Source organism: Nocardia sp. NBC_01377 (assembly GCF_045040005.1).
Classification (GTDB): Bacteria; Actinomycetota; Actinomycetes; order Mycobacteriales; family Mycobacteriaceae; genus Nocardia; species Nocardia noduli.
Window position 1 is genome coordinate 7,120,762 of sequence record NZ_CP109566.1, and the last position, 16,183, is coordinate 7,136,944.

Here is a 16,183-nt window from a genome sequence, read left to right on the forward strand (position 1 = left end):
TCGTCTTATACCGCGCCGACCGAATCAGCAGTCGCAGCAGCAACCGCAATCGCCGCAATCGCAGCAGTTGCCACAGTCGCAGCAGTCACCGCAGCCACAGTCGGGGCAGTCACTGCCGTTGCACAGGGGGTCTTTGCGTTCGCCGCTGCACGGGGCGGTGTGCTCGGCACAGCATGCCCAGCCGGTGCAATAGACGCCGAGGACTATCGCGATTCCGGTGCCGATGTTCGGGCGCGTCGGGGGACGATGGCCGGTCCCTCCACGATGCGCGTGCGGTGCGTCCCCACGGCCTGCCACATGCCGCGAAGAAGCATTGCACGCGTGGGCGATCGGCTCCCCGATCCCGCGACGCAATCGGCGCAGCAGCGAGTGCAATGGATCGAGCAAGATCCAGCGCACCGTCGGCAGATCCGCCAATTGCGCCTCCGCGACGGCCGCGCGCAGCGCCGATTCGGATTCACGCAGCAGGTCGTAGGCCTGCGGCATCGTCATGCCGGTGGCGGCGAGCGGGTTGAACCGGCCGCGTGCCCGATCGTCGTCGAAATCCTCGACGGCGTCGGCGAGGTGGGCGATGCGCCCGAAATGCCTGCCCGCCTCGCGCAATGGGCCGACATTCTCCGTGCGACCCGCGAGAACGGCGGTGTGAGCGAAGAATTCGGCCGCGCACAGTTGGGTCGGGCCGGTGAGTTCGTCGAGCGAGATCGACGTTGCGCGCCCGGCCTCGGACAGGCTCGCGTCGACCGCGCGGTGGGTACCGGCCGCCCGGTGTTCGAGATCGGTCTGCCCAGCGATCGCGCCGACGAGCGGTTCGATATCGAGCCCGATCCGCTCGGCCTGACCGCGCGCGCGATCGGCCCAGCGGTGCGACACCTTCGCCATCGGACGACGGGTGAGCACCGAACCGTCACGGTCCTCGACGTGATCGCGGATCTTGGCCGAACCCAGCAGCAGTGAGGCGGTGGCGGCCAGCAGCACGCCCGGCGCGTCGGCGGGGGCCACTTCCGCGCGCTGCATGCCGCGCAGCGCGCAGGGGCCCGCCGTGGTGCGCGCCATCGGACCCGCGAGCTGGGCCTCGGTCAGCACGCTCAGCACGATCGCGTCGGTATTGGTCGCGGTACGCGCCAGTTGACCGTGCCCGTCACGCAGACCCAGGCACAGCCCGCACATGTGCGCGCGCCACTGCGACGCGTCGATTCCGTATTTCTCCGCACCGTGCGAACACGGCCGCAGCATTCCGAACACTCCGCCCCATTCCTCCCCCGGCCGACGCACGACGGCCGATCCTTCATGTCGATCCACAGCATCCTGGCAGCCGTTCGCCCGCGAGGCGAACCGGAGGCGAGCGGTAACTCAGCAGTCGCAACAGCAATCGCCGCAGTCGCAGCAGTCCATGCGCTTGATCCAGGCCTTCTTCCTGCGCCCGCTGCACGGCCGGTCGTGGTCGGCGACGCAGGCGTAACCGGTCGGATACTGCACGAGGAATTTGCCGATGCCCTCGAGCAGGTTCGGTTTGCGTCTGCGCCGATTCGGATCGTCGGGATACTGCGGCGGATACTGGTCCGGGTACTGCGGATAGTGCGCGGCGGGGGCGAGAATGCCGAGGTCACGACCCATTCCGGTGAGCAGGCTGGAGAGCGGATCGAGCAGCATCCACCGCACCGTCGGCTCGCGATCGAGTCCGACTTCGGTGACGGCTTCCCGCAGGGCCGTATCGGATCGGCGCAGCAGGTCGTAAGCGTCATCGACGGCGGTCGCCGTCGCGGCGAGCGGGTTGAACCGATCGTGGGCGAGATCGTCCTCCAGATCCTCGACGGCATCCGCGAGGTGGGCGATGCGCCCGAAATTGCGGCCTGCCTCGCGCAACGACTCGACATTCTCGGTGCGGTCGGCGAGCACGGCGGTGTGGGCGAAGAATTCGGCCGCGCACAGCTGGGTCGGGGCGGTCAGTTCATCGAGGGATACGCGCGAATCCGACGCACCCGCGCGTGTTTCCAGCGAACCCTGGGAATCGATCGCGGCGACAAGCGGTTCCACGTCGAGGTCGATCAGCGCGGCCTGGGCCCGCGCGCCGTCTGCCCAGCGTCCCGACACCATCGCCATCGGACGGCGCAACAGCGGCGAACCGTCACAATCGTCGACGTGATCGCGAATCTTGGCCGCACCCAACAGCAATGACGCGGTCGAGGCCAACCGGACACCGGGCGAATCGGCGGCGGCGACACTCGCGCGACGCATCCCGCGCAAGGCGCACGGCCCGGCCTCGGTGCGAGCGACCGGACCGCCGAGCTGGGTCTCGGTGAGCATGCTGAGCACCATCGCGTCGGTATTGGTCGCGGTGCGCGCGAGCTGACCGTGTCCGTCACGCAGACCGACGCACAGCCCGCACATGTGGGCGCGCCACTGCGACGGGTCGATGCCGTATTTGTACGCGCCGTGCGCACAGGGGGTGAGCAGCCCGAACATGCGGCCCCGATTCTTTCGATCCGGATTCGTTCACCGCGGATCGATTCGCCGCGGGATAGGAAACTCTGACACCCCGCACCGCGCACGGCAAGGCGAGCGAAGGTTCGGGGCTACTCGGCCTTCTTGCGCCCGGCCAGACCGCGCCAGGCCAGGTCGTCGAGTAGGTCGACCGCTTCGGAGACTTCGATGCGACCGCTGGCGACCCGATCGGCGATGGCCTCGCCCGCACCGATGACGGCCACCGCCACCACATCGAAGTTGGTGCCGGGTTCGGGATATTTGGCGCTGGACTCGAGTAGTTTGGCGGTCAGTTCGATGACGCGCTCACGGGCGTTCTCGATTTCCGAGGCGAAGGCCTGCTGGCCGATGGCCTGCCGGTAGAGGACCTGCCATGACCTGCGGTTGCGGTCGACGAAGCCGAGAAAACCCTCCAGCGCGGTGCGCACCTGTTCGTGCGGGGTCAGCAGCGGGTTGCCCGCCGGTGTCACGGATTCGATGAAACGCAGGCCCTCACGCTGGATGCACGCGCGGAACAGTTCGTCTTTCGAGCCGTAGTACAGGTAAAGCATCGGTTTGGAGATCTTCGCCTCGGCGGCGATCGCGTCCATCGATGTGTCGTGGAACCCGTTGCGCGAGAAAACCTCGACGGCGGCATCGAGCATCTGCTGCTCACGAACCGCCCGAGGAAGTCGCTTCGTTCCGCCCGCCATCCACTCTCCTACCACAGGGTGAAGTCCCTATATTACTCCAAGGTAAGTTCGGCGGGTTGGATTTGCTCACCAGTCGCCGTCATCCCGGACTGTGCGCGGTCACCACCGACCGGACTCGATGAGGCTAGACGTGCGATCCGGCGGCGGGTCGGCCCGCCTACGTTACGACCAGACCTTCCGCGACCGACATGACGGGGTGACGCGACGGCCCGCGCACAGAGGCGCGGGCCGAGGGGATGTGACCGGAAACGGGATCAGCAGCGAGCCGCGCCCTTGTATTTGCCGTTGCGCAGCACCGAGGCGTCGACCTGCGCGGCGGGCAGCCTGCCGCTCGCCACCGCGTTCTCCAACTGGTCGAGCACACTCGACACCGCGTCGGTACTGATCCACAGGGCATTGTCCGCACCGGCCACCAGCGCGGCCTCCACCGCCGCCTCGATCCCCAGCCTGCTGGTGATGGCGGCCATACCGCTCAGATCGTCGGTGAAGATGGGGCCGTCGAACGGCGCGGCGCCGTAACCGGAACCGTTGCGCAACAACGACATCGCCGCCGGGCTGATACTGGCGGGGATATTCGGTGCGGTCAGGCCGGGCACGTCGAGATGACCGACCATGACGGCGGCGCCGGAACCGATGAGATTGCGGAAGGGCACCAGATCACTGGTCTGCAACTGATCCAGCGGCGGTGTCCGCACCGCGCCGGTATGCGAATCGCCCGAGCCGGAACCGTGGCCGGGGAAATGCTTCATGACCGACCCGACGCCGACCTCGTTCATGGCGCGGATATAGGCGTCGGCGTAGCGGGTGACCACATCGGGATCATCGGAAAACGAGCGGTCGCCGATGACGGAATCGTCGGGCTGACTGCTGACGTCGACATCGGGGGCGAAATCGACCGTCACACCCAGATTCTTCAGCGCCCGGCCGCGGACCAGACTCGCCTGGTAGAACTCCTCGGGGGTCATTGTCTGGGCGGTCTCCCGGGCCGAGGGCGCCGAGCCGATCAGATCCGCGACGCGCGAGACCCGGCCACCCTCCTCATCGATGGTGACCATGAGCGGCACGATCGCGGTCTGCTGGATCTGCGGCAACTGGCCGTTGGTCAGCAGCGACTTATCCGTCCACCCACCCACGAAAACACCGCCGACCTGCTCGGATGTCACCGTCTCCATCGCGTCCGCGCCGCCGGTGACGCCGACGGTCAGCAGCTGGGCCAGTTTCTGGCGCGGCGTGAACTGCGCCAGGTAGGCCGCTCCGCAATCGCGCTGGGCCGGGGTGATCGACGATTCGCCGGTGGTGGTCGGCCCCGTCGACGGTGGCGTGGTCGAGGTCGCGGCGGTTTCGGTGTCGCTGTCACCGCCGGAGCAGGCGGTGGCGACCGCGGTGATGATCGCGAGCAGAACGAGAGGCGTCTTCCGCATGGGCATCCACGCTACTGCGCGACAGGCCCGAGTCCGTCCCCGGGGCGCTCCGGCGCGTCGGCGGCGGCGCGCGGACGGCCGCCGTCACACCCGGAACGACACGGCCCGATCCGGTAAAATGGCCGTGCGCCCTCACCGGGAGGTCATCATGCCCTGCGACTTGATGCTCATCGCCTACGACGGTTCCGAGAACGCCAAGCGCGCTGTCGAATACGCCGGACGGTTCCTGTCCGCGAACCGGGCCGTCGTGCTCACCGCCTGGGAGCCCATGGTGCGCCAGGCGGCCAGACTGTCGGGACTCTCCGGGGTGATGCAGCCGGAATGGGTGCCCGACGAGGAGATCGAGGACATCGCCTACGTCGACGCCAGGAATGTCAATATCGAGGGTGTGCGGCTGGCGAAACTGGCCGGGCTCAACGCCGAGGCGCGGACCGCCGAATGCTCGTCGACCATATGGAACGCCATCGTCGACTGCGCCGACGAACTCGACGTCGACATCATCGTCGCGGGCACTCGCGGCGCCACCGGGATCCGCGCGCTCCTGCACAGCAGTGTCGCGGACGCGGTATTGAAACACTGCCATCGCCCGGTGCTCATGGTTCCGCCCGGCCGCGAACCGGCACGCTGAGACATCCTCGCTGAGACATCACTCGCAGCATCCGGACTCGGCGGCCTGCGGCGTTAGTGTCGAAGGATCATGAACGAATTCCTGCTCGCCCAACCCGGCAGTGTGCTGCGCGCGCACGGTAGTCATCGCGTCTTCGCCGAACCGGCGGCGGCGGGGCGCGCGCTGCGGGACGGGTCGGCGGACCTGATCGTCGGCGCGCTGCCCTTCGATCCGAGCGGGCCCGCCGCGTTGAACGCGCCACGCGAGGTACTGCACACGGCGGGACCGTGGCGCCCCGCCGCGCTCCCCCCGCTGCCCCCGGTCCGGGTGGTCGACGAGATCCCCTCTCCCGCGGCACATGTGGAACGGGTGCGGGCGCTGGTCGAACTGCTCAACGATCCCGGCCAGCCGCTGCGCAAGATCGTCGCGGCCAGATCCGTGCTGGCCGAGGCCGACAGCCCGCTCGATGCCGAACTCGTCGCCGCGCACCTGCTGACCAGGCATCCGCACGCGAATGTCTTCGCCGTCGACCTGACACCCTCCGGCCGCGACGGCGCGACCCTGATCGGCGCGACACCCGAAGTCCTCGTCGCCCGCCACGGCGACACCGTGACCCTGCGACCGCTCGCGGGCACGATGCCGAGGCCTTCGGATCCGGCGGCCGATGCCGCGCAGGCCGCGGAACTGTTGTCCAGCACCAAGAATCGCGACGAGCACGCGTTCGTGATCGACTGGATCCGCGAGATCCTCGCACCCGTCTGCGCCGAACTGTCCATTCCCGACGGTCCGGAACTGGTCAGCACGCCGGAAGTCTGGCACCTGGCCACCCCGATCACCGGCATCCTGCGTGACCGGGCGACGACCGCGCTCGATCTGGCGATCATGTTGCATCCGACCCCCGCGGTCTGCGGCACCCCGACCGCGCTCGCCCTGGAGATCATCACGGCGGGCGAGCAGGATCGAGGTTTCTACGGTGGCGCGGTCGGCTGGTGCGACGCGGCCGGTGACGGCGAATGGGTCGTCGCGATCCGCTGCGCCGAATTGTCGGCCGACGGCCGCGCGGTGCGGGCGAGCGCCGGCGGCGGCATCGTCGCCGCGTCGAATCCCGAGGTCGAACTCGATGAGACCACGGCCAAACTGCGCACACTGTTGCGCGGACTGGATTGCGTCGTCCCCGCGCACTGAGTCCGCGCAGAATCGGACAACCGACCAGCAGTTTCCGGATTCGGCACGCGAAAACACGGACTGTTGACACCGGCAGACCGATCGGCCTGCTAGGTTGACCCGGAATGTGCCTGCGTCGATGCATTGGAGTCCCGCGATGAAGTTTGCTGTCCCTGGCATTGCGAGTGCGGTCGCCGGTGCCGTCCTCGGCGCGGTCGCGGTATTCGTGATCACAGCCGCTGTGCAGCAGAACTCGCGCCCCGACCTCGACCGGGGAGACCCGGATTCCTCGTTGCTCAACAACGTTGAATACGGCGCACGCTGAGCCTCTGACCTCCGCTTCATCCGCCGACTCACTCGGCTCCGGCGCGGCAGAGGTTCGAGAAGGGGCACAAGCTCAGGCTCGTCCGGAAGTCGCACCGCTGGGTAGACGCTGGTTTGCCGGGACCGTGGTCGCGGCATTCCTGCTCACCTTTCTCCAGGCGCCCGGTCTCACGGTCGCCGACACGAAATACGACCTGGCGCAGAATCCGCTCGGATTCCTCGAACGCGCCGCCCACCTGTGGAGCAGCCAGGCCCCGATGGGGCAGGTGCAGAACCAGGCCTACGGCTATTTCTTCCCGCACGGAGCGTTCTTCTCGGCCGGGCACATCCTCGGCCTGCCCGCCTGGGTGACCCAGCGGATCTGGTGGGCGCTACTGCTGCTCGCCGGGTTCTGGGGCATCGTCCGGCTCTGCGAAGTGCTCGGCATCGGCAGTCGCGGATCCAGGATCATCGCGGCGATCGCGTTCGCCCTCTCCCCCCGGGTGCTGACGACACTCGGCTCGATCTCCTCGGAGACGCTGCCGATGATGCTCGCGCCGTGGGTGCTGCTCGCTCCCGCCGCGCTCGGCACCGCCTATCGCCGACGCGCGCGCGGCGGCGCGGTATCGCCCGCGGGCAGCGCGCTCGCTCTCGCGCTGATGGGTTCGGTCAACGCGGTCGCCACCGTCGCGGCCTTCCTGCCCGCCCTGCTCTGGTGGGCCTCGTATCGGCCCAATCGCGACTGGTGGCGTTTCACCAGGTCGTGGATTCCGCTGCTCGTGCTGGCCACCCTGTGGTGGGCGGTGCCGCTGTTGCTGCTCGGCAAGGTCAGCCCGCCGTTCCTCGACTACATCGAATCCTCCGGCGTCACCACCCAGTGGGCCTCCCTGGCCGAGGTGCTGCGCGGCACCGACAGCTGGACGCCGTTCGTCTCCCCGGAACGTATCGCGGGCGCGGTGCTGGTCACCCAGCCCGCGGCGGTACTGGCGACCGGCCTGCTCGCGGCGGCGGGACTGGCCGGACTCGCCATGCGGACCATGCCGTTCCGCGGCCGGTTCGCGTTGATCCTGTTGGTCGGCCTGGTCGGGATCTGCGCCGGTTACGTCGGGGAACTCAGCGGTCCGTTCGCCGAATCGGTACGCGTCTTCCTCGATTCCGGTGGTGCGCCGCTGCGCAATGTCCACAAACTCGAACCGCTGATCCGGCTTCCGCTCGTCATCGGTCTCGCACATCTACTCTCGCGGGTGCCGCTACCTGTCTCGTCACCGCTGCCGGTGTGGCGCAGCGCCTTCGCGCACCCCGAACGTGACCGCATGGTCGCGATCGCGGCCCTCGTGCTCGCCGCGCTGACACTGTCCACGTCGCTGGCCTGGACCGGGAAACTAGCCCCGCGCGGGGCTTACGACGAGGTCCCCGCCTACTGGGAACAGACCGCGCGGTGGCTGTCCGACAATGCCGCCGACACCCGCGCGCTCGTGGTGCCCGGCGCGCCCTTCGGCAGCCAGGTATGGGGCTTGACCAGGGACGAGCCGCTCCAGGCGCTGGCCGATACCCCGTGGGCGATCCGCGACGCCGTCCCGCTCAACCCGCCCGGCACCATCCGCGCGATGGATTCGGTGCAGCGGCTGATCGCCGACGGCCGCCCCTCGGAAGGACTCGCGGCGACCCTGACCGACCAGGGCATCGGCTATCTGGTGCTGCGCAACGACCTCGATCCGGAGACCTCGCGCTCGACTCGACCGCTGCTCGCGCACCGGGCGATCGAGGGGTCGCCGGGGCTGACCAGGGTCGCCGAATTCGGCAATCCGATCGAACCGGTCGTCATCGCCGACAACCTGGTGGCCGACGGCGATCTGCGTCCCGCCTACCCTGCGGTCGAGATCTATCGCGTCGACGCGCGCGCCCCCGGCATACCGGACGCGGTCGCCCCGGGAGTCGGCGCGCCGGATTCGTTCCCCGGCGCGTACACCGTCCCGCTGGCCTCGGTGCCGGTCGTGCAGGGCGGTCCCGAAGTACTCGAACGACTGCGCCGCGATCCGGAGCACCCGGACGCGCCGGTCCTGCTCGCGGGCGACGCGGCCGCCGCCGGACTGCCGATCGGACCGCTGACCGTCACCGATACGCCGATGGACCGGGAATCGGATTTCGGCCGCGTCGACAACCACAATTCGGCCCTGCGCGCCCCGGACGATCCGCGGCGCACCCACAATCTGGTGCCCGACTATCCGGTGGCAGGCGCGGAGCCGGTGCGCGGGCAATGGTCGGGCGCGACGATCACCGCGTCGAGTTCGGCCTCCGACGCCACCCAGATCGGCGGTTCGGCCCCCGGCAGTTCGACGACCGCCGTGATCGACGGCGACCCGGCCACCTCCTGGATCAGCAGCGGACTGGAAAGTTCGGTGGGACAGTGGCTTCGGCTCGATCTCGACCGTCCACTTCGCTCCGGATTGCTGCGCCTGACCACCAGCCCGGCCGCTATCGGCGATCCGGTGAAATGGGTCGAGGTGCGCACCGTCAACGGCAGTGTGTCCGCACGGATCACCGAACCCGGTACGCCGGTGTCGATCCCACTGCCCGTCGGTTCGACCGACTGGGTGAGCATCACCGCGATCCGCACCGAAGGTGGCCGTCGCGGTGGACAATTCGGCATCAGCGAACTGACCCTCGACGACTACTCCGTGCGCGACGCACCGGTGCGCGTCGATATCAGGCATCGCACCGTCCTGCCGCCGACACCGGCGGGCGCGCGGGTCGAAACCTGGGACCTGGGACAGGAATTCCCCGGGCGCAGTGCGTGTTTCGATACCCCCGAACGCATCAGATGCAGTAAAGGGCTCGCCCTGGCACCGGAAGAACCCGGTACTTTCCAGCGCACCCTCACCTCGCCGGAACCGATGCCGGTCACCCCGCGACTGACCCTGCGCACCAGGCAGGGGCCCGCGCTGGAAGCCATGCTCACCGACCCCGACCGTCCGGTGGCCCGCGGCAAAGCCGATGTCGGCGACCTGCGCGGCGCCGCCTTCGCCGCGACCGACGGCGACCCGCGTACCAGTTGGACCGCGCCCGAGGATTCGGTGCGATCCAAGACCGGCGCCAAACCGACACTGACGATCGAACTGCCGGAACCGGCGCTGGTCACGGGCCTCGATCTCACTACCTCGCTCGGCGGACTGCCCGCCGCACCCACCTCGGTCTCGGTGAATCTCGGCAACGGTCCGCAGGTCCGTGAACTCGACAAGGACCGGGCAGACGGGGAACCCGCGCGGATATCGCTGTTCCCGACCGTCACCGACCGGATCGAGCTCAGCATCCAGAGCTGGACGCCGGTACTGGACCGGACCGCGCTCGGCTTCGCCGCCGAACAGCCGCCGGGCCTGGCCGAGATCTCGGTCCTCGGCCCGGACTACCCGCCGCCCGCTCCCGCCGATCGACCGCTGACCATCCCGTGCGCGCTCGGCCCGACGGTGAGCGTCGACGGAATCGCCGCGCGGACCAGCGTCACCGCGACCGCCGACGAGTTGCGTTCCAGCGCACCGGTTTCCGCTCAGCCCTGCGACGGCGACGAACCCGCGTCCACGGACAGTCCACCGGCGCTCGTGGTCGGACCGGGACCCGCCGACGTCAGTGTCGGGCCGACCGAACTGTTCTTCGTCGATCGGCTGCGGCTGACGCGCACCGATACCCCACCGGCACCCGCCCCGGACGGGCAGCAACTGCTCGTCCTGCCGCTCAGCACCAATGTGGGCTGGCAGGCTCGCACCGCCGACGGCACCGAACTCGCGCCGGTGGTGATCGACGGCTGGCAACAGGGCTGGCGGCTGCCCGACAACTGGTCGGCGCGCGACGAACCGATTACCGTCTCCTTTCCCGCCGACCGCTGGTATCGACTCGGGATCTTCGGCGGCCTCCTGCTCTTGATCCCCTTGATCGCGCTGGCGATACCGCGGCGGCGTTCCCCGGTCATCGAGGCGATCGCGGTGCCGCGTACCTGGGGGACGCGCACCGTCGGCATCGTCGGGGTGACCGCCGCCGCGACGATCATCGCCGGTCCGGTCGGTGCCGCGCTCACCGTCGCCGGGGTGGCGGCGGCTCGCTTCTACGCCCGTGTCACCGCGAACCACCTCGCGATCGTCGCCGGGGTGGGAACCGCGCTGTCGCTCGCGGCGCTGTCCACCGGGCCGTGGCGCTCACCTGGCGGATACGTGGGCGGCTCGGTCTGGGTGCAGGTGCCCGCGCTCATCGCGGTGATCGCGGTCGGTATCGCCGCGCTCCCGCGCGCCCGCACCCGACCGGGCGGGGCAGATGCCGACGACGGCGACCCACGAGACGGCTAGCACTGTCGGTGAGGTCCTTCTCGTCCAGCGGGAGCGCGTGCTCACCGCGCGACGAGTCCGGATTCCGATCGCCGCCCCCGCGACGAACGGGGCGAACACGCCGGATACGCCGACCGAACAGCCCGAGGATGTCAGCGTTGCAGCCTCGCGCTACTACGCCGCGTTCTTCTCCCCTGCCAGTTTCGCCTCGTCGAACCGGTGCGCCAAGCGGCGGGCCGGATCCTCGATGAGGGCGAAACTGGCGGCGGCCAGCGGGAGCGTGAGGGCGACGGTCAGCAGCAGGACGAAGACGAAGTTGCGCTGGAACGGCAGTATGCCGAAGACCGGGAAGATGATCGACAGCACGGCCAGGTGCCAGAGGAAGATCCCATAGGACCATCGGCCGAGGGTCGCCGCCGTACGCGATTGCAGCCAGCGATGTTTGCCGTCGCCGAGGACCAGCGGGGCGATCAGTCCGAATCCGATGACGGTGCCGAGTACCATCTTCGCCACGTACTGCCAGGGTGCGGCGTGGGTGAGTCCGGCGGGACCGCCGAGATCGGTCGCGGAGAAGATCAGCGCGACCAACGCGATGGACCACATGATCCGCTGGTTTCCCAGGAAACGACGCCACTTCGACAGCGCGGCAGGATCGTCGACGAGTTCGGCGAGCAGCATGCCCACCGCGAACCACGGCAGGTAGGCGGGCAGCCAGTTGTCGGCGTGGATCGCGTCCTGGGTGGGGACGGGCAGGAAATTCCAGCCGAGGAACAGCAACCCGAAACCCGCGATGACGGGCACCCGGTACCGCGCCGCGTCACCGCGCAAGCGGACGAGGGCGAAGGCGAACAGCGGCAGCACGAGATAGAACGCCACCTCCACCGAGAGACTCCACATCTGGGTGAGCCCGTCGGTCAGGGTGAGCGGCACGAAGACCTGGAGCAGCCCGAGATTGGACAGCCACACGCGAATCCCCGCCGTGTGGGCCGCGTTGGGCAGCAGGATCAGGACCGCGACGACCACCGCCCAGTACGCGGGCAGGATGCGCGCGCCACGGTGGAGCAGATAGCGGAGGGTGGACGGTTTCGGCCCGAATCCGCGCGCGGCACTGGCGTGCGGTCGCCACAGCAGGAATCCGGACAGCGCGAAGAACACCGCGACCGCCATGTCGAAACGTTCCAGGATCCGGCCGAACGACACCGAGGACGCACCGGTCTGGAAGGCGACGTGGGTGACGATCACCCCGAGCGCCGCCATCGCGCGCATACCTTCCAGCGCGGGCACGAAACCGCGCGAGCGCGGCGGCGCCACGTCGGTGGTCTCCGACGGCACGGGGATGGTCGCGGTCATCGTCCTCCGGTCTTCTCTCACCGGTTTTCCGGGTTGAGAACAATACGTTTCACATTTCACGCTAAACTCGGACGATTTCTCGGCGGATTCGGCCTCGGCACCGCATAGTACGACATCGGACTGTTAGTGTCGGGGCTCACGAGTGCTGTGGTGCGCCCGCAGAGGTATAAGCCCTGCGGGCTACGCGGCACTTTGCCGGATCCGCCTGTGTTCTAGACGAGGAGAGTTTGCATGGCACTGAGTGCCGGTACCAGAAGGACGGTGGCCTGCCTACTCGTGGGCCTGGGCGCGTTGCTCGTCGTGATGGCGTTGCTGATCCCGACCTATACCGTCGGCAAACTGTCGAAGACTCCTCTCGACCTCGAGATCACCACGGTCGCGGTCAACCAGCCGGGTCAAGACAGTCTGGTGCTCGACTCGAAGTCGCTCACCGCTCCCGAAGGCGCGGCCAAGGTCGACACCAACGTGCCGATCGTCTCGCAGCGCTTCCTCACGGTCGAGGATCCGTCCGACGCCGACGAGATGACCATCCAGGCCGGCCAGACCCTGCGCCGCATCGACAAGCAGGGCGACACCGGCCTGCTCACCGCGACCGTCGACCGGGTCACCATCGACCGCGTCGACGGCATGCCCGTCGACAAGGAGCCCAACGGCTCCATCGCGGTCACGACCAACAAGGAAGGCGAGAGCATCGCCGACCCGGTCCAGCACACCGGTCTCCAGTACCGCTTCCCGATCGGTTCCGAGAAGAAGACCTACCCGTACTTCGACATCAACGCCCGCGCGACCTTCGACATCAACTTCGTCGAAGAGACCGAGATCAACAGCATGAAGGTCTACCACTTCCAGCAGACCATCCCCGCCACCAGCATGTGGGATGTCGTGCAGACCCCGACAAACAAGCTGACGCTGCCCGCCGCGAAGTGGGGCATGGAGGGCGACGCTCCCGTCACCATGACCCGGTACTACACCAACGTCCGCGACGTGTGGGTGGAGCCGGACACCGGCACCGTGATCAAGGGCGGCGAGCAGATCCACCTCTACTACGCCCAGAACGCCAACAAGCCGGATGTCACCGCGCTGAAGTCGAACCTGGTCTTCGACGAGAACACCATCGAATCGCAGATCTCGGTGGCCGAGGAGAACATCGACAAGCTGTCGCTGTTCGGGCGCACCATGCCGATCATCTTCGGCATTCTCGGCGTGCTCGCGATCATCGGCGGCATCGTCCTCGGCCTCACCGGCGGTTCCACCTCGGCTCCGGCCGGGCGCTCAGCGGGCCCGTACGGACGGCCGAGCGGACCCGCCGCGACGGGCCCGGCGCCGACCGCAGGTCGTCCGCGCGGCGGCGATGACGCTCCGACCGAGCAGATCGATATCCGTAAGAATCTCTGATCCACCCGCTCACTCCGAGCAACCTTCGAATTCGGCCCCCCGGCCTCCTCGCCGGGGGGCCGAATTCGTTTGCGCACCGGGCGGAATAGCGGTGCGGGAATTGTCCGACCGAGACGGAGTGCCACCGAAGGACCTGCCCCGGTACCGGAATTCACGCGAGGGGCAAACCTCGGATATCCAAAACATTCAATTCATCGACAGCGCACCGGGACTCGACGTACGGCCGATGTCCGCGCACCGGTATACGGTGTCGAGCACGGCGTTCGCTTCGGCGGTAAGCCACATTGTCGCCGACTCGATGATCTTGAAATTCCGGCCCGCCGAATTCGACGCCCGCAGACGACCGACCGCCTCAGATCCGTGGCGTCGCGGCGGCTACCGGACGCTCGGCGGTATGCAGGACGATCACCGCGACGACCGCGGTCGTGACCGCCGCGACCGAAACCGCCGTGGCGATCAGCGCGGGCACCGTGCGGGCGAACGACACCATCAGCGTGACCTCGACGGCCAGACCGATCCAGGTGACGGCGGCAAGGGCCGTTCGGTCGACCGCGATCGCCGACAGGACCGCGCCCTGCAACACCGCGAGGATCGCGCCGTGCAGCGCGAACAACCACAGCAGGCCCTGGATCGGCGCGTAGTCCTCACCCGCGAACAGGGGTGCCACCGGAGCCGCGAGCGCGGCGCAGGCGACCGCGACCACGCCGATCGCGGACAGCACGCCCAGCGCGTCCCTGATCGCGCGGGCCGAATGCGTCTGCGCGGCCATCCTCGGATACAGCACCACCCCGACCGCCTGCGGCAGCCAGAACGCGATCTTCGTCGCGATGGTGCCGAGGGCGTAGCGGCTCGCGTCGACCTCGTCGAGCACGATGCGCACCACGATCAGATCCGCCGAGGACAGCGCCATCAACGCGGCCTGCACCTGCGCGGCCCGCAAGACCGGGAGCACGCCGACGATGTGCTCGCCGGTTCCGGCCTCGGCCGTCCGCGCCGAACCGGCGACGTAGCGGGCGAAGATCGCCGCGGCGACCAGTCCTCCCGCCGCCGCGCACAGGGCCGCCGCCGCACCGCCGCCGACCGCGAGTACCACAAGCGCGGGCGTCACCCTGGCGATCCCGGCGACGCCGAGTACGACGGCCAGACCGCGGAAACGGTTGGCCCCTTGCAGAATCCCCTGTTCACCCGACAGCAGCACCAGCGCTGGCGCCGCTCCCAGCGCCGCCGCGCAGGCCGCGACCCCCACGTCGAGCGCGAACGTCACCGCGGGAATCAACGCCGCGGCGACCACGGCGACGATCACCGCGCACCGCCACTGGAGCGCGCGCAACCGCGCGATCCCCGCCCCGCGCACGGACTCCCGCGCGACGACGTTCTGCAACGCGAGCGCGGGCACCGCGCACAGCAACTGCACCGCGAGCAGGCTGGCGAATTCGCTGTATCCGGTCACCCCGAGCCAACGCCCGGCCAGCAGTTGCAGCAGGTAACCGGCCACATTCGCGGTCATCGCCCCGGCTGTCACCAACGTCAAATCCGCGACCACAGGGAGACGACGGACCGCGAGCACACCCCATCGTCCCACCTCCCCGATCCGGCCCCGCGCAGACCCACATCGGCGTGCCGCCGGATTCGACGCGACATGTCCGCCGGTACCGGCCGGACCGTACAGCCACGCGGTGTGAGCGGTAGACGGCTCCGTACCGCACGCGGCGATGGCCGGATCCGCAGGTTTTCGGCGGCGACCGCTACTCAGCGTCGGGACGACGGCGATACGTCCGGGCGCTCGACCAACCCGTCATGCTCCCGTCGACCCAGACTCGGCGGCACCGGCGACGGTGCCGTAGCGATCTGCCCGACCAACTCCTCCAGATGCGCGCGCGACCACGCGCACAATCCGTGGACGGTGCGCAGGAGATCCGCTCCGGCGGTGGTCAGGGTGTATTCGACGCGTGGACCGGGGGTGCGGTAGTCGTGTCGGGCGACGATGCCGTCGGCTTCGAGTGCGCGCAGGGTGGCGGTCAGCATCTTGTAGCTGATCCCGTCGACCGCGCGGTGGATCTCGGCGAAGCGCGGCCGGCCGGAACCTATGGCCTCGATGATCGGCAGCGCCCATTTGGTCGACAGGGTCGCGAAGACCCGGCGGGCCACGGCGCTCGCCAGTTCCCGCTCGGCCGCGCTGTCGGTCATCGACCACCTCTCACCTGAAAGCGCGTACCTACCGAGGTTGGGCCCGAGCCGTAGCGTCCGGGCGGTGCCGGATTTCCTCGCCGCGACCGGAGGCGTCGTGATCGGCGAGCCGCTGTCGTCCGCGACCGGCCGATTCCTCTACGCGCGCCACCCCGACGGGAACGAGATCGAATACGTCGAATGGACGGCGGACCTGCGGACGCGCGTGCTCGGCTGAGATGACCCGGCGCGGTCCTCATGCTGCCCCGGGAGCCACACCCTCGGCTTGTC

Annotated in this window: 13 protein-coding genes; 6 read left to right on the forward strand and 7 right to left on the reverse strand. The window is 68.9% G+C overall.

Features of this window, described 5'->3' with window-relative positions:
* Nucleotides 1–24 precede the first annotated feature (24 nt).
* From OG225_RS32885 to OG225_RS32900, 4 genes are all read right to left on the reverse strand, one after another.
* Nucleotides 25–1,272 carry a DUF5685 family protein gene (locus OG225_RS32885; RefSeq protein WP_405178723.1) on the reverse strand — a complete coding sequence of 416 codons (1,248 nt, stop codon included), beginning with the start codon at nt 1,270–1,272 and terminating at the stop codon, nt 25–27.
* 78 nt (nt 1,273–1,350) lie between these two features.
* A complete protein-coding gene (locus tag OG225_RS32890; RefSeq protein WP_405178724.1) occupies nt 1,351–2,463 on the reverse strand; it encodes a DUF5685 family protein in 1,113 nt (370 codons plus the stop codon).
* 110 nt (nt 2,464–2,573) lie between these two features.
* Nucleotides 2,574–3,173, reverse strand: a complete 600-nt coding sequence (locus OG225_RS32895) for a TetR/AcrR family transcriptional regulator (protein ID WP_216911652.1) — start codon at nt 3,171–3,173, stop codon at nt 2,574–2,576.
* Nucleotides 3,174–3,427: 254 nt separating this feature from the next.
* Nucleotides 3,428–4,594 carry a glycoside hydrolase family 3 N-terminal domain-containing protein gene (locus OG225_RS32900; RefSeq protein WP_405178725.1) on the reverse strand — a complete coding sequence of 389 codons (1,167 nt, stop codon included), beginning with the start codon at nt 4,592–4,594 and terminating at the stop codon, nt 3,428–3,430.
* 148 nt (nt 4,595–4,742) lie between these two features.
* Between OG225_RS32900 and OG225_RS32905 the strand changes: the two genes are divergently transcribed.
* The 4 genes from OG225_RS32905 to OG225_RS32920 all read left to right on the forward strand — a co-directional run bounded on the left by OG225_RS32905 (nt 4,743) and on the right by OG225_RS32920 (nt 11,002).
* Nucleotides 4,743–5,222, forward strand: coding sequence for a universal stress protein (locus tag OG225_RS32905; protein WP_216911654.1), 480 nt, complete (start codon nt 4,743–4,745; stop codon nt 5,220–5,222).
* Nucleotides 5,223–5,291: 69 nt separating this feature from the next.
* On the forward strand, nt 5,292–6,386 hold the full coding sequence (locus OG225_RS32910) for an isochorismate synthase MenF (protein WP_405178726.1): 1,095 nt from the start codon (nt 5,292–5,294) through the stop codon (nt 6,384–6,386).
* Nucleotides 6,387–6,522: 136 nt separating this feature from the next.
* On the forward strand, nt 6,523–6,690 hold the full coding sequence (locus tag OG225_RS32915) for a DUF2613 domain-containing protein (RefSeq protein ID WP_109523124.1): 168 nt from the start codon (nt 6,523–6,525) through the stop codon (nt 6,688–6,690).
* A 124-nt stretch (nt 6,691–6,814) separates the two neighbouring features.
* Entirely contained in the window at nt 6,815–11,002 is a 4,188-nt protein-coding gene (locus OG225_RS32920; protein WP_405178727.1) for an alpha-(1->3)-arabinofuranosyltransferase family protein, read from the forward strand.
* A gap of 153 nt (nt 11,003–11,155) precedes the next feature.
* On the opposite strand, the gene OG225_RS32925 is transcribed toward OG225_RS32920, so the two are convergent.
* The gene (locus OG225_RS32925) at nt 11,156–12,331 is read right to left on the reverse strand and encodes an acyltransferase family protein (RefSeq protein WP_405178728.1); all 1,176 of its coding nucleotides are present in this window, start codon (nt 12,329–12,331) and stop codon (nt 11,156–11,158) included.
* 231 nt (nt 12,332–12,562) lie between these two features.
* On the opposite strand from OG225_RS32925, the gene OG225_RS32930 reads away from it, so the two are divergent.
* Nucleotides 12,563–13,726 carry a DUF3068 domain-containing protein gene (locus OG225_RS32930; RefSeq protein WP_405178729.1) on the forward strand — a complete coding sequence of 388 codons (1,164 nt, stop codon included), beginning with the start codon at nt 12,563–12,565 and terminating at the stop codon, nt 13,724–13,726.
* 352 nt (nt 13,727–14,078) lie between these two features.
* On the opposite strand, the gene OG225_RS32935 is transcribed toward OG225_RS32930, so the two are convergent.
* Nucleotides 14,079–15,233, reverse strand: coding sequence for a polysaccharide biosynthesis protein (locus OG225_RS32935; protein ID WP_405178730.1), 1,155 nt, complete (start codon nt 15,231–15,233; stop codon nt 14,079–14,081).
* Nucleotides 15,234–15,475: 242 nt separating this feature from the next.
* Nucleotides 15,476–15,913, reverse strand: a complete 438-nt coding sequence (locus OG225_RS32940) for a winged helix-turn-helix transcriptional regulator (RefSeq protein ID WP_405178731.1) — start codon at nt 15,911–15,913, stop codon at nt 15,476–15,478.
* A 64-nt stretch (nt 15,914–15,977) separates the two neighbouring features.
* Between OG225_RS32940 and OG225_RS32945 the strand changes: the two genes are divergently transcribed.
* Nucleotides 15,978–16,130: a hypothetical protein gene (locus OG225_RS32945; RefSeq protein WP_405178732.1), complete on the forward strand. Its 153-nt coding sequence runs from the start codon at nt 15,978–15,980 to the stop codon at nt 16,128–16,130.
* The last annotated feature ends 53 nt before the right edge of the window (nt 16,131–16,183 follow it).

Coding starts and splice junctions, on each gene's coding strand:
- OG225_RS32935 (WP_405178730.1), bottom strand. CDS start 15,233: ATGACCGCGAATGTGGCCGGTTACCTGCTGCAACTGCTGGCCGGGCGT.
- OG225_RS32915 (WP_109523124.1), top strand. CDS start 6,523: ATGAAGTTTGCTGTCCCTGGCATTGCGAGTGCGGTCGCCGGTGCCGTC.
- OG225_RS32930 (WP_405178729.1), top strand. CDS start 12,563: ATGGCACTGAGTGCCGGTACCAGAAGGACGGTGGCCTGCCTACTCGTG.
- OG225_RS32910 (WP_405178726.1), top strand. CDS start 5,292: ATGAACGAATTCCTGCTCGCCCAACCCGGCAGTGTGCTGCGCGCGCAC.
- OG225_RS32890 (WP_405178724.1), bottom strand. CDS start 2,463: ATGTTCGGGCTGCTCACCCCCTGTGCGCACGGCGCGTACAAATACGGC.
- OG225_RS32895 (WP_216911652.1), bottom strand. CDS start 3,173: ATGGCGGGCGGAACGAAGCGACTTCCTCGGGCGGTTCGTGAGCAGCAG.
- OG225_RS32940 (WP_405178731.1), bottom strand. CDS start 15,913: ATGACCGACAGCGCGGCCGAGCGGGAACTGGCGAGCGCCGTGGCCCGC.
- OG225_RS32905 (WP_216911654.1), top strand. CDS start 4,743: ATGCCCTGCGACTTGATGCTCATCGCCTACGACGGTTCCGAGAACGCC.
- OG225_RS32900 (WP_405178725.1), bottom strand. CDS start 4,594: ATGCGGAAGACGCCTCTCGTTCTGCTCGCGATCATCACCGCGGTCGCC.
- OG225_RS32925 (WP_405178728.1), bottom strand. CDS start 12,331: ATGACCGCGACCATCCCCGTGCCGTCGGAGACCACCGACGTGGCGCCG.